Annotated in this window: 11 protein-coding genes and 1 riboswitch; of the genes, 7 read left to right on the top strand and 4 right to left on the bottom strand. The window is 56.8% G+C overall.

The window, feature by feature from the left end:
* Positions 1 to 11: 11 nt before the first annotated feature.
* Positions 12 to 1,046 carry an oxidoreductase gene (locus K7B04_RS21325; RefSeq protein WP_223802977.1) on the top strand — a complete coding sequence of 345 codons (1,035 nt, stop codon included), beginning with the start codon at positions 12 to 14 and terminating at the stop codon, positions 1,044 to 1,046.
* A 9-nt stretch (positions 1,047 to 1,055) separates the two neighbouring features.
* Complete coding sequence (locus tag K7B04_RS21320; protein ID WP_167575450.1) at positions 1,056 to 1,898, top strand: hypothetical protein; 843 nt, start codon at positions 1,056 to 1,058, stop codon at positions 1,896 to 1,898.
* A 76-nt stretch (positions 1,899 to 1,974) separates the two neighbouring features.
* Here the strand turns inward: K7B04_RS21320 and speG are convergent, their stop codons facing one another.
* The 3 genes from speG to K7B04_RS21305 all read right to left on the bottom strand — a co-directional run bounded on the left by speG (position 1,975) and on the right by K7B04_RS21305 (position 5,830).
* Positions 1,975 to 2,532, bottom strand: coding sequence for a spermidine N1-acetyltransferase (gene speG / locus K7B04_RS21315; protein WP_163449368.1), 558 nt, complete (start codon positions 2,530 to 2,532; stop codon positions 1,975 to 1,977).
* A 154-nt stretch (positions 2,533 to 2,686) separates the two neighbouring features.
* The gene (locus K7B04_RS21310; RefSeq protein WP_223802976.1) at positions 2,687 to 4,030 is read right to left on the bottom strand and encodes an NCS2 family permease; all 1,344 of its coding nucleotides are present in this window, start codon (positions 4,028 to 4,030) and stop codon (positions 2,687 to 2,689) included.
* A gap of 18 nt (positions 4,031 to 4,048) precedes the next feature.
* Entirely contained in the window at positions 4,049 to 5,830 is a 1,782-nt protein-coding gene (locus K7B04_RS21305) for an adenine deaminase C-terminal domain-containing protein (protein ID WP_223802975.1), read from the bottom strand.
* 125 nt (positions 5,831 to 5,955) lie between these two features.
* On the opposite strand from K7B04_RS21305, the gene K7B04_RS21300 reads away from it, so the two are divergent.
* Positions 5,956 to 6,882 (top strand): LysR family transcriptional regulator, encoded by a 927-nt coding sequence (locus K7B04_RS21300; RefSeq protein ID WP_223802974.1) that lies wholly within the window; start codon positions 5,956 to 5,958, stop codon positions 6,880 to 6,882.
* Between the two features lie 43 nt (positions 6,883 to 6,925).
* Here the strand turns inward: K7B04_RS21300 and K7B04_RS21295 are convergent, their stop codons facing one another.
* Positions 6,926 to 7,411, bottom strand: a complete 486-nt coding sequence (locus K7B04_RS21295) for a hypothetical protein (protein ID WP_223802973.1) — start codon at positions 7,409 to 7,411, stop codon at positions 6,926 to 6,928.
* A gap of 726 nt (positions 7,412 to 8,137) precedes the next feature.
* Positions 8,138 to 8,234: riboswitch (TPP riboswitch) on the top strand.
* A gap of 34 nt (positions 8,235 to 8,268) precedes the next feature.
* Between K7B04_RS21295 and thiM the strand changes: the two genes are divergently transcribed.
* The 4 genes from thiM to K7B04_RS21275 all read left to right on the top strand — a co-directional run bounded on the left by thiM (position 8,269) and on the right by K7B04_RS21275 (position 12,472).
* Entirely contained in the window at positions 8,269 to 9,054 is a 786-nt protein-coding gene (thiM, locus tag K7B04_RS21290) for a hydroxyethylthiazole kinase (protein WP_223802972.1), read from the top strand.
* Positions 9,051 to 9,851 (top strand): bifunctional hydroxymethylpyrimidine kinase/phosphomethylpyrimidine kinase, encoded by an 801-nt coding sequence (thiD, locus tag K7B04_RS21285; protein WP_223802971.1) that lies wholly within the window; start codon positions 9,051 to 9,053, stop codon positions 9,849 to 9,851. The genes thiM and thiD overlap by 4 nt, the downstream gene beginning before the upstream one ends.
* Before the next feature lie 145 nt (positions 9,852 to 9,996).
* The gene (gene fbaB / locus K7B04_RS21280) at positions 9,997 to 11,049 is read left to right on the top strand and encodes a class I fructose-bisphosphate aldolase (RefSeq protein ID WP_223802970.1); all 1,053 of its coding nucleotides are present in this window, start codon (positions 9,997 to 9,999) and stop codon (positions 11,047 to 11,049) included.
* 268 nt (positions 11,050 to 11,317) lie between these two features.
* Positions 11,318 to 12,472, top strand: a complete 1,155-nt coding sequence (locus tag K7B04_RS21275) for a mandelate racemase family protein (RefSeq protein ID WP_065357420.1) — start codon at positions 11,318 to 11,320, stop codon at positions 12,470 to 12,472.
* Positions 12,473 to 12,495 lie beyond the last annotated feature (23 nt).

The raw sequence follows: 12,495 nt of genomic DNA, 5'->3' as shown, positions 1-12,495 counted from the left end.
GAGGTTATACGATGATTCACAGTGCGTTTATTGGTTTTGGTAAAAGCGCGACGCGCTACCATTTACCTTATGTTCTGGCCCGTAAAGATAAATTTAACGTTAAGCGTATTTATGATCAGCGGCGAAATCCTGATCGGGAACAGGAAGCGGCCTACCGGGATATCGCTTTTACTTCGCAGGTTGAGGATATCCTGAATGATGCGGATATTACCCTGGTGACCGTCTGTACCCATCCGGATAGCCATTTCCATTACGCAAAACTTTGCCTTGAACACGGCAAAAACGTGCTGGTGGAAAAACCGTTCACCACCACGCCGGAAGAAGCCAGGACGCTGTTTGCGCTGGCACGAGAAAAAGGGCTTCTGGTGACGCCGTTCCAGAACCGTCGTTTTGATAGCTGTTTCTTAACCATGAAGCAGGCCATCGAAAGCGGCAAGCTGGGCGAGATTGTGGAGGTGGAGAGCCACTTTGACTACTTCCGCCCAGACGCCGAGCATCAGCCCGGCGGTAACTTCGACGGCGCATTTTATGGCCTGGGCGTGCACACGCTTGACCAGATGCTGTCGCTGTTTGGCCGCCCCCAGCAGGTCTTTTATCACCTGCGGCATCTTCGCCAGCCAGCTAACCCGGATGATACCTTCGAGGCGCAGCTATTTTACGGTGATATGAAAGCCATCATCAAAACCAGCCATCTGGTGAAGACGCCTTATCCGAAATTCCTGGTCCACGGTACGCGCGGTTCGTTTGTTCGTTATCAGATTGACCAACAGGAAACTTGCCTGAAAAACGGCGTGATGCCAAATGACAAGCACTTCGCGGAAGGTGAGGAGCTGGCATTGCTGGAGTACGTTGATCAACAGGGAGTCAGTCATATTGAACATATTGCGTCGGTAAAGGGGGATTACGGGCGCGTTTACGATGCCATTTTTGCCACGTTGACCGCTGGCGCGGCGAATTACGTCAGTGAAGAAGAGGCATTAACTAACCTGGAAATACTGCAGGGGGCATTCCGCCAGCCATCGCCTTCACTTCTGGTTTTAGACTAAGGGACGACTATGCAAAGAATACTCAACTGTCGCGCCAGCGACTTCGCCGAGCCGGTGACGGCGGCGGCGTTAAAGCAGGCCATTATGGCATCCGAGGGGCGAGTGATTATGGCGGAAGTCGCCGCAGGTGCGTCGCCGCTGTATGGCGAGGTGACTAACGGTGAACTGCTGTGCGCGTTTGGCGCCGATATGCTGCTGGTGAAAGGAATGGATTGCCAGAGTCAGCGTATTCAGGGCTGCGATGGGCTGCGTCATTTCAAACAGCTAACGGGACGTCTGGTGGGCGTGAGTCTGGAAGTGCTGGCGGAAAATACGCCGGATAACCCTCGCGGCTGGGATCCGCTTCATCTCGGACTGGTTACCGAGGCCGATTTTTATTGCCTGACGGCTTACGACAAACCGGGCGTGGATGCTGCGCGGGTAAGGGAAGCGGTAAGCCAATTGCGCGCGCTGACGGATAGACTCATTCTGGTGGCGAAGTTCTACGGCACAGGAGTGGCAGAGGCGGACGAGTACGCGGCTTATGTTGCAGCAGGTGCGGATGGGGTGATAGTTCCTGCTCCTTCCAGCTGCCGCGGCGCATCGGAAGCCCGCATTGAGCGAGTACTTTCGGCTATTCGCGCGGCGGGCGGCATGGCCATCACCACCGTTAGCAGCAGTCAGGAAGGGGCGGATGAAGCCACGGTGCGTGAGATTGCCCTCGCCAGCAAACGCTGCGGTGCCGATGTTTACAACTTTGGTGATGCCGGCGTGGCAGGGATGGCTGACCCGCAGGCCGTGTATACGCTGTCGATGGCGGTGCGCGGTAAGCGGCATACCTGGGTCAGGATGGCGGCGTCGTCATTACGTTAATCATCGTCAGATGAACCCGCACCGCCAGCCGCTTTCCGCGGCGGTGCGGGTAGCCCATATCAGACGATGTTCGTCATCATTGCGCCGTCGGTTTCAGCAAGCCACCCGTCGATTTATTATTCTCTAAATATTGATGCTGGAAAATACACATACGTATCGTGTTGCGGTATTCGCCGTTAACGAAAAACTCATGTATTAACTCGCCTTCCTGGATAAAACCAAGCTTACGATAAATATGGATGGCTTTGGCATTCTCTTTATCCACGATGAGATAGAGCTTATAGAGATTCAGGACGGTAAAACCGTAATCCATCGCCAGCTTAGCGGCGCGTGTCGCCAGGCCTTTGCCCTGATATTCCGGTGAGATGATAATCTGGAATTCCGCTCGCCGATGAATATGGTTTATTTCAACCAGCTCCACCAGACCTGCATTATTGCCATTATACGAAATGACAAAACGGCGTTCGCTCTGATCGTGGATGTGTTTATCGTAAAGATCGCTTAGTTCAACAAAGGCTTCATAAGGTTCTTCGAACCAATAGCGCATCACGCTCGCGTTATTATCGAGCTGGTGCACAAAGCGCAAATCTTCGCGTTCAAGGGGTCTTAGCTTAATGTCTGATTGTTCTGGCATAATATTTTCAGCCTCTTTGTAAACTGAAAATATATTATCTACTGATGGTGGGCGTCATCAAGATTTGAAAAAAATTACAATCAATTCAGCGTGATAATTCTGCTCCCCACCAGACGAGCGTGTTTGCCACGCTCATCTGATGGGGCCTGCAAGATTAGTGTCGTACCAGCGTCGCAAAGTAATACACCAGCGGTACTGCCAGAACCCACAGCCCGACAGGAATCTCGCGCCATTTACCGGCGATTGTCTTGATCACGATGTAAAACAGCAGGCCACCGGCAATCCCGGTACCGAAGCTGTTGGCAATCAGCGTGATCATCACCATCATCAGCACCGGCAGACCGTCGGTAAAGTTGGCCAGATCGACCTTGCGCAGGCCGCTGAACATATTCAGGCCAATCAGAATCAATGCTGGCGCGGTGGCTTCTTTCGGGATCATCAGCGCCACCGGAGTGAACAGCAGCATCAGTAGGAACATCACCGCTGCGGCCAGAGCCGTCAGGCCGGTTTTGCCTCCGGCTTCTGCCGCGGCTGAAGATTCAATCAGCGCGGTGGCCGCTGGGATCCCCAGCCATGGCCCTACCGCGGCGGCAATCGAGTCGACCATAAACGGACGATTAATATGCGGCATATTGCCTTCTTCATCCAGCAGCCCGGCTTCACCGCCGACCGCCAGGGTAGTGCCCATGGTGGAGAAGAACTCTGAAGCGAAGAAGACAAACAGGAACGGCAGGAAGGCAATATTGAGCGCTCCCAGCATATCAATCTGGCCTAACACGGGCGTCAGTGAATGCGGCACATCGATAAAGTGGTTTGGCAGACGGGTGACGCCCGCCGGAATACCGACCAGCGTGGCAAATAAAATGGCCCACAGAATGGCGCCAGGAATGCTTCGCGCCTGCAGAGCGATGGCCAGAAATAGCCCGAACAGCGCGACCAGTGCGCCAGGAGCCAGGAAATCGCCCAACATTAAGGCGTTCGTTTTGGCGTTCGCCAGCACCAGCCCGGCGTTGCGGAACCCCAGCACCGCGACAAACAGGCCAATAGAGGCGGTTAATCCGAGTTTTATCGACTGCGGTACCGAGCGGGTGACGACTTCGCGCAGGCCGAATTTGGTCAGCAGGAAAAAGAGGATCCCTGACCAGCAGGCAATACCTAAGCCAATCGGCCAGCCGATGTTTTCACTGCCCGCGAGCGTCACGCCTACCAGCACCGACCCGCCAATACCGGGGCCGACGATAAACGGCAGGTTGGCATAAAACGCCATCAGCAGCGTCCCGCCGACGAACACCAGAATGGTACCGGTGGTGGCCGCCCCTTTATCCATTCCGCCTACCGCCAGCAGGCCTGGAATGACCACTAAAAGATAGGCGGCGGCCAGAAAGCCGGTGATGCCCGCCAGACATTCGGTACGCAGCGAACTGCCGCGCGAGTAAAGCGCAAAGCGCCGTTCCAACCAGCTCCCGGAGGTGGTGGAGTTAAGGGTATTATCGGCCATGATGTGGCGCTCCCATGATTATTGTTGTGCTGTGTGTTGTGATGAAATGACCGGGTTGACAATCTGTCGCGTGGTGCCGTCGGTCAGCCCTAAATCGGTTAAATGTGGCCCGGCGTTACAAGCAAGACAGGTGCCTTCAATCGCCTTAAAGACCCGATACGGCGGCTCCCAGTCGGCAACCTTCGCGCTGAGATCGCGCAGATTGCGGAATTCCGCGGCCAGCTCGTCGGCGGGTTTGTCAGAAAGCATCCCGGCAATCGGCATCGCCACGTGGGCCAGAATGCCGCCGTTTTGCGCCAGCGCCATGCCGCCGCCCGAGGCGATCAGCTGATTGGCCGCCAGGGCCATATCTTCGGGGTGACGGCCCAGCACTACCAGGTTGTGTGAGTCGTGCGAGTAGCTGGTGGCGATAGCGCCGCGCAGTTCGCCCCAGCCTTCCAGCAGGGCAATCTGCGGCGTGGCGGCATGTCGGCCATGACGATGCTTAACCCAAATCAGGCTAAATCCGTCGGGAATCTGCACCTGGCCGTCACGGATCTCGACGTCCACTTCGCCCCATTGGGTAAAGCGCGCGCCGCGGATGTGGCGAAGCCGCGCGACGCCGTGTTGAATGCGGCCAACTCGCAACGCGAAGTCATCGGCGCTGAGTGGATCCAGGTGCAGCGTATTGCGCGGCGGCGTCACGCCAGGGGCCGGGGGAATCGCTGCCAGCAGCTTGCCGTCGCGGGCGATTTGTTTCCCGGCGACGTAGACCGCGCGGGCGGAGAGTTTATCCAGCGAATCAAAGACCACCAGATCCGCGCGGCGACCGGCGGCAATCAGCCCCAGATCGTTTCGCTGCAGACGAATGGCGGCGTTCAGCGTAGCGAAGCGCAGAACGTCGGTGGCCCTCAGTCCGTGTTCAATCAGTAAATTGAGCAGAGCGATGATGCCGCCTTTTTCCAGCAGCATATCCGGCGGCACGTCGTCGGTGCAGACCGTAATCTGCGAAGAGAGATGCGGCAGCGTTTGCAATGCTTTGACGATATCCGGCAGCAGGTAAGGGTGGGAACCCCGAATTTCGAGCGTCAGCCCGGCGCGCAGCTTTTCCAGCGCATCGTCAGCGGAGGTCAGTTCATGGTCTGAGGTGACGCCTGCGGCCAGATAGGCTTGCAAATCGGCGCCGCTCAGCCCACGAGCGTGGCCTTCGATCAGTTTGCCGCTATCCAGCCCCGCCTGCACAATCTCCTGCATGCGGCAACTGCCGTGCAGCACGCCGTGCATATCCATCACTTCCGCCACGCCGCGCACTTCCGGCCAGCCGAGCATGGTGCTCATTTCCGCGCCGGCGAATTCGGCACCCGACATTTCCAGACCCGGCGTCGACGGGACGCTGGACGGCGCGGCAACCATCACCTGCAACGGCAAATGGCGGCTCGCCTCTACGGCATAGCGCACGCCTGCCACGCCCAGCACGTTGGCCAGCTCATGGGGATCCCAGAAGACGGCGGTGGTTCCCTGCGCCAGCACAATTTCGGCATAGCGCTCCGGCGGCAGATGTGAGCTTTCCAGGTGGACGTGGGTGTCCATCAGGCCGGGAGAGAGGAATTCACCGGGCAGGGAGTGGCGTTCAAGGGCGTCGCTGCGGCTACCGCGCGGGTGGACGCTGGCAATCATGTCGCCGACGATACCTACGTCGGCTTCGCGAATTTCACCCGTCGCCATATCGACGATGTAAGCATCGGTGAGCAGCAGGTCGAACGGAACTTCACCACGAGCGGCCTGAACGGCGCGGCGGCGGTTTTCAGCATTGCTGGACATAACATCTCCGGCACAGGGATAATGTGCGCTACTTTAGGGGCAGAGCAAACGGTTGCCCAGATGAAAAAACTTATCACCTGATAACTTCGGCTTATTCTGCGTGATCGTCACGAGTGAAGCACAACATGACCGAACCCTGGCAGCGATTGCCCGCGCTCTCGCTTAAACAACTGCAGTATTTTGTCACGCTGGCCCAACTGCGTCACTTTACGGACACCGCGAATCGTCTGGCCATTAGCCAACCGGCGCTCAGCAGCGCCCTGCGGCAGACGGAAGCGGTGCTTGGCGGCAAGCTGGTGAATCGTACCGCTTCGGCGGTGACGTTAACCGAGCTGGGGGCGGCGATACTTCCCCATGCCCAGCGGGTGCTGAGCGTGGCGCAGACGGCGTTTCAGGATATGCAGCAAATCGTCGAGGCGGGCGGCGATGGAACGGTGCGCATTGGGCTGGTGCCGTCGGTCAGTTCGCTGTTATTTCCTTTGCTGCCGAAGATGCTGGCACAGGCGTTCCCGCGTCTGCGCGTTGAATTTCACGATCGCACCAACGATGCCATGGTTGGCGACCTGCAAAGCGGGCAAATTGATTTTGGCGTCGGCGCCATCGACAGTTCGCTGCCGGCTGATTTGCAGCTCTTCCCGCTGCGTGAAGATCCGCTGGTGGCGGTTTTGCACAGGGACGACCCGCTAGCCGGGCAGCCACATTTACCCTGGAAACTGCTGGCGGGGCGCGATATTGCGGTATTCTCAAAGGGGAACGTGCAGCGTCTGGTCGGGGCATTGGTTGAAAGCCAGCGGCTGACGTTGAATACGCGTTATCAGGTGGACTATATCGAAACGCTGTACGGGCTGGTGCGCTCGCAGCTGGCGGTGGCGATTTTGCCGCAGCTTTACACCACCCACCTTGAAGACCCAACGCTGCGGGTAGCGCAGCTTCAGCAACCAGCGCTGACGCGTACGGTGGCGCTAATGCGCGGGCCGCAGACGCTGCCGCCGCTAATTGAGTCCTGCTTTACGCTGCTGCTTAAAGCGCTGCGTGAGAACGCCGCCGAGTAGCGCCAACAGAATAAGGGAGGCGTCTACCTCCCTGTATCCATTTTTATTGTTTGACGGTCAGCATGCCGTTTTCACGGCCATGGGTCTTATTCCACGATGCGCTTTCAATGCCGTCTGCATTCATACTGACGGAAATAATATAGCCCGCTCCGCGAATTTCATAAAAATTGGCGTTAATACGCTTCACAACGGCTTTTTTGCCATTAATCGTCGCCGAGAAGAAACCGTTAGACAGCGTTGCTTTTAGCACATTAGAAGAGAGCGTCGCTTCACGCATGGGATCGGCGACGTGCGCCGCCTGCGCGTGTTGTTCCGCGTCGTGAGTGCGAGTCGCGTTGGCCGCGTTGGCATACGCCGCGGTCATGGCCGCGTTGTTGATCCCTTGCTGTCTGTTTTGTTCGGATAAATAGCAGGTATCTTTAGAAATACCTTGCGCCTCACATGCCGCCATTCGCTGTGCCGGGGTAGAGCAACCCGCAAGAATCGCCGAGCTTGCCACAACGGCTAACAGCATTATTTTTGCTTTCATCATTAACCTTATTTTTTATATAGACCAGAACGTCACCTGAATAAATGTTTAACGTTCTCCCCGTAATATTTTCGGGACCGTTAATTATAAATTATTTTCAGGTTTTAATTGTTATGAGTGATAACAGTCGTTCGTGATTATGGAGACTGCATTGCTATATACCACCGCCCCTAATGCCCCGGTTGCTACCAGCGCGAGGGAGACGATCACATACGCAAGAATAATTTTTATCATTGACTATCAATCACTAAGGCAAGCAGAAGTTTGCCGCTTTCTTTGTAACGCGAAGCAACTATCCAGTAAGTTGACTATATAAATATTGATTAGGATCATGATTTTTGTTGATAGATTCACGTGGTGAATGTAGTGAGGTTTAAATGTTATTTTTTAATTAATTCAAATGGTTGGATGAACTCATCCTACCATTTATCGATAAGGATTATTCCTATAGAAAACAGTTTTTATGATTGGTTCTAAAGCGAGTCTAATGATTTTCTTTGTTTTTTTATTTTTTCTTTCGTCGCGGGTTTAATTATGGCTATCTGGTTTTTCGTTTCGTATGAAAGAAAGTCATGGCTATCTTTTTTTTACCTGTCGTGAGCGTGTTAATTAAAGTTTAACGACTATTAGATATAACCTTGCTGTTTATAGCGTGATTTCTCGCGGGGGAAGAGGCTTGCTTAAGCGAGAAACTTCCCTTACGCTTGCAAAAAAGCGGCCACGCCGCTAAACGACTCGGGGTGCCCTTCCTGGTGAAGGCTGAGAAATACCCGTACCACCTGATCTGGATAATGCCAGCGTAGGGAAGTCAGAGACCGCCTGGTCATTGCTTCTTCGCGTTATGGCAGGAGCAAACCATGCACGTTAACCTGCTAAACCCCGCGCAATCCGCGCGTACTGCCCATATTCTTCACCAGCATGCCCCCCTTGTTCACTGTATGACCAACGATGTCGTGCAGACTTTCACCGCCAACGTATTGTTAGCCCTTGGCGCCTCGCCCGCGATGGTGATTGATGCCGGTGAAGCCGCGCAGTTTTCCGCCATAGCCAGTGCGGTATTGATAAACGTTGGCACTTTAACCCAGCCGCGTGCGCAGGCGATGCTTGCGGCGGTGGAAAGCGCGAATGCGGCGAAGACGCCCTGGACGCTCGATCCGGTTGCCGTTGGCGCACTGACGCTGCGCAGTGAATTCTGCCGCGGCTTACTGCCATTACAGCCTGCGGCGATTCGTGGAAATGCCTCTGAAATTTTGGCGCTGGCGGGCGAGAGCCACGGCGGGCGCGGCGTGGATACCACCGATACGGCCGCGACGGCGCTGCCAGCGGCACAGAAGCTGGCGCGAGAAAGCGGCGCGATTGTGGCGGTGACGGGAGAAGTGGATTACATCACCGATGGTCAGCAAACGCTGGCAGTGCAGGGCGGAGATCCGCTGATGACGCGGGTGGTTGGCACCGGCTGCGCGCTGTCGGCGGTGGTGGCGGCCAGCTGCGCGCTGTCGGGCAGCCGTCTGGAAAATGTGGCGGGCGCCTGCGCGCTGATGAAATTCGCCGGGCAGCAGGCCGCCGAGGGGCGCGGGCCGGGCAGCTTTATGCCTGCCTTCCTCGATGCGCTGTACGCGATGAATGCGGAGGTGGCGGCATGAAGCGCATTAACGCCTTAACCATCGCCGGTACCGACCCTAGCGGCGGCGCAGGCGTTCAGGCAGACCTGAAAACCTTCTCCGCGCTGGGTGCCTACGGTTGTTCGGTGATGACCGCGCTGGTGGCGCAAAACACCCGCGGGGTGCAATCGGTCTATCGCATTGAACCCGATTTTGTCGCCGCGCAGCTGGACTCGGTGTTCAGCGACGTGCGCATTGATACCACCAAAATCGGCATGCTGGCCGAGACCGATATTGTTGAAGCTGTGGCCGAGCGGCTGGCGCGTTATCGTATTCAGAACGTGGTGCTCGACACGGTGATGCTGGCGAAAAGCGGCGACCCGCTGCTGTGCGCATCGGCGGTGACGACGCTGCGTCAGCGTCTGCTGCCGCAGGTGTCGTTGATTACGCCAAACCTGCCGGAGGCGGCGGCGCTGCTTGACGCGCCGCATGCCCGCAGCGAACGCGAGATGCTGGAACAAGGGCGCGCGCTGCGCGCGCTGGGCTGTGAAGCGGTGCTGATGAAAGGCGGCCATCTGGACGACGCCGAAAGCCCGGACTGGCTGTTTACCGCCGACGGTGAAACGCGGTTTACCGCGCCACGGGTGGTGACGAAAAACACCCATGGCACCGGCTGTACGCTGTCGGCGGCGCTGGCGGCGTTGCGGCCACGTCACGCCAGCTGGCAGGAAACGGTGCCGGTGGCGAAAGCCTGGCTGTCGAAAGCGCTGGCGCAGGCCGATACGCTGGAAGTGGGCGAGGGGATTGGCCCAGTGCACCATTTCCACGAGTGGTGGTAACTGTCCCGTCTGCGTGCCAGCAGCTTGTGCGTTAAAACCGACAAAAGTTGGACATTCTACGCCCCCGGTACCAGGCTTATCCTGCTCAAAAAACTTGAGCAGGACATCCAGCCGACATGATGTCGGCGCTTACGGGAGCATAGCTATGACTGATATTGCGCAGTTGCTTGGCAAAGACGCCGACAGCCTTTTACAGCATCGTTGTATGACCATTCCAGCCGACCAGCTCTATCTGCCTGGCCACGACTACGTTGACCGGGTGATGGTGGATAACAACCGCCCACCTGCGGTGTTGAGAAACATGCAGACGCTCTACAATACCGGGCGTTTAGCCGGTACGGGCTACCTGTCGATTCTGCCGGTCGATCAGGGCGTTGAGCATTCGGCCGGGGCCTCGTTTGCCGCCAACCCGCTCTATTTTGATCCGAAAAACATCGTCGAACTGGCCATTGAGGCGGGCTGTAACTGCGTGGCCTCAACCTACGGCGTGCTGGCGTCGGTTTCGCGCCGCTACGCACACCGCATTCCGTTCCTCGTGAAGCTCAACCACAATGAAACGCTGAGCTATCCGAATACTTTCGATCAAACGCTGTATGCCAGCGTTGAGCAGGCTTTCAACCTTGGCGCGGTGGCTGTAGGGGCGACCATCTATTTTGGTTCAGAAGAGTCTCGCCGCCAGATTAAGGAGATCTCTGCCGCTTTCGAGCGCGCGCATGAGCTGGGGATGGTGACGGTGCTGTGGGCCTACCTGCGCAACCCTGCGTTTAAGAAAGACGGCGTTGACTATCACGTCTCCGCCGACTTGACCGGGCAGGCCAACCATCTGGCGGCGACCATCGGCGCGGATATCGTCAAACAAAAAATGGCCGAAAATAACGGCGGCTATAAAGCGGTGAACTTTGGTTATACCGACGATCGTGTATACAGCAAATTGACCACCGACAACCCGATTGACCTGGTGCGTTATCAGCTGGCGAACTGCTATATGGGCCGCGCGGGGCTTATTAACTCCGGCGGCGCGGCGGGCGGTGAGACCGACCTGTCCGACGCGGTACGGACGGCGGTTATCAACAAACGCGCTGGTGGCATGGGGCTGATTCTGGGCCGTAAAGCGTTCAAAAAATCCATGGCCGACGGCGTGCAGTTGATCAACGCCGTGCAGGACGTTTACCTCGATAGCAAGATTACCTTCGCCTAAAAGTTTGCCTCCTCGCCCGCCAGGGTGAGGAGGCCGATCCCCTTCACACTTCGTTATCCTTTTGTGAAAAACATCACGCCTCCTTGTGCGCATGCCCAAAAAACAGTCGATTGTTAGCGCTATTTGTCCGTGGAAGCGCTGTTATTTTGTGCTTAGATTAGTCATGAAACGCCTTTTCAATTCCCTAAAACCGTTTTATCGGATCAGTGTTGGACACAGGATTGTGGCGCGTTAAGCGCCATGTCGAATGTTGTACTAAGGACACATAATGAAAATTGAATCTGTAAATGTCACCGTTTTCCAGCATCCCACCCGCCGCGTCTCCGATAGCGCCGGGCACTCCCATCCGGGGCCAGAAAGCATGGCCAAAATGGCGATGCTGACGATTACCGCGGACGATGGCAGCAAGGGCTATTCGTTTGCGCCGCCGGAAATCGTGCGCCCGTTCGTGGTAAATACCTTTTTCCGTAAAGTGCTGGTTGGTCAGGATCCGTTCGACCGTGAACGCATCTGGCAGGACCTGGTGCACTGGCAGCGCGGCAGCGCGCATCAGCTGACCGAACGCGCGTTGTCTTTCGTGGAACAAGCATTGTGGGACCTGATTGGGCGTAAGCTCAATATGCCGGTCTACAAACTGCTCGGCGGCTATCGTGACAAAGTGCCGGCCTACGGCAGCACCATGTGTGGCGACGATTTAGCAGGTGGCCTGTCCACGCCGGAAGAGTACGCGGCCTTTGCCGAAACCCTGGTGGCGCGCGGCTATAAGGCTATCAAGCTGCACACCTGGATGCCGCCGGTCTCCTTCGCGCCAAACCCGAAAATGGATATCAAAGCCTGCGCCGCGGTACGCGAGGCGGTGGGGCCGGATATCGACCTGATGATCGACGGCTACCACTGGTACAGCCGTACCGAAGCGCTGTGGATAGGTAAGGAGCTGGAAAAACTCAACTTCGCGTGGTTTGAAGAACCGATGGAAGAGGACAGCATGTCGTCCTACGCGTGGCTGGCGGAAAACCTCTCTATCCCGATTATCGGGCCGGAAAGCTTTGGCGGTAAGCACCACAGCCGTGCGGATTGGGTGAAAGCGGGCGCGTGCGACATTCTGCGCGCGGGCGCTAACGGCGTGGGCGGCATTACGCCAACGATGAAGGTGGCGGCGCTGGCGGAATCCTTCGGCATGGACTGCGAAGTGCACGGCAACGGCGCGGCGAGCCTGGCGGTGGTCGGGGCGATCCGTAACTGTCGCTGGTATGAGCGCGGCCTGCTGCATCCGTTCCTCGACTACGACCAGCCGGCGGCCTACCTGAACAGCATCATCGACCCAATGGACGCGGATGGCTTTGTTCACCTGTCTCAGCGCCCTGGACTGGGCGAAGACATTAACTTTGCATATATCGAAGCCAATACCGTCAGCCACGACTGACACATAACAAAGACAAGACAGGC

The organism is Kluyvera sp. CRP (assembly GCF_019930565.1).
GTDB lineage: Bacteria > Pseudomonadota > Gammaproteobacteria > Enterobacterales > Enterobacteriaceae > Kluyvera > Kluyvera georgiana_A.
This window is presented reverse-complemented; position numbering and strand designations above follow the sequence as displayed.

Excerpts from the sequence above, each read along its gene's own strand:
- K7B04_RS21325 (WP_223802977.1), top strand. The coding sequence starts at position 12 with ATGATTCACAGTGCGTTTATTGGTTTTGGTAAAAGCGCGACGCGCTAC.
- K7B04_RS21320 (WP_167575450.1), top strand. The coding sequence starts at position 1,056 with ATGCAAAGAATACTCAACTGTCGCGCCAGCGACTTCGCCGAGCCGGTG.
- speG (WP_163449368.1), bottom strand. The coding sequence starts at position 2,532 with ATGCCAGAACAATCAGACATTAAGCTAAGACCCCTTGAACGCGAAGAT.
- K7B04_RS21310 (WP_223802976.1), bottom strand. The coding sequence starts at position 4,030 with ATGGCCGATAATACCCTTAACTCCACCACCTCCGGGAGCTGGTTGGAA.
- K7B04_RS21305 (WP_223802975.1), bottom strand. The coding sequence starts at position 5,830 with ATGTCCAGCAATGCTGAAAACCGCCGCCGCGCCGTTCAGGCCGCTCGT.
- K7B04_RS21300 (WP_223802974.1), top strand. The coding sequence starts at position 5,956 with ATGACCGAACCCTGGCAGCGATTGCCCGCGCTCTCGCTTAAACAACTG.
- K7B04_RS21295 (WP_223802973.1), bottom strand. The coding sequence starts at position 7,411 with ATGAAAGCAAAAATAATGCTGTTAGCCGTTGTGGCAAGCTCGGCGATT.
- thiM (WP_223802972.1), top strand. The coding sequence starts at position 8,269 with ATGCACGTTAACCTGCTAAACCCCGCGCAATCCGCGCGTACTGCCCAT.
- thiD (WP_223802971.1), top strand. The coding sequence starts at position 9,051 with ATGAAGCGCATTAACGCCTTAACCATCGCCGGTACCGACCCTAGCGGC.
- fbaB (WP_223802970.1), top strand. The coding sequence starts at position 9,997 with ATGACTGATATTGCGCAGTTGCTTGGCAAAGACGCCGACAGCCTTTTA.
- K7B04_RS21275 (WP_065357420.1), top strand. The coding sequence starts at position 11,318 with ATGAAAATTGAATCTGTAAATGTCACCGTTTTCCAGCATCCCACCCGC.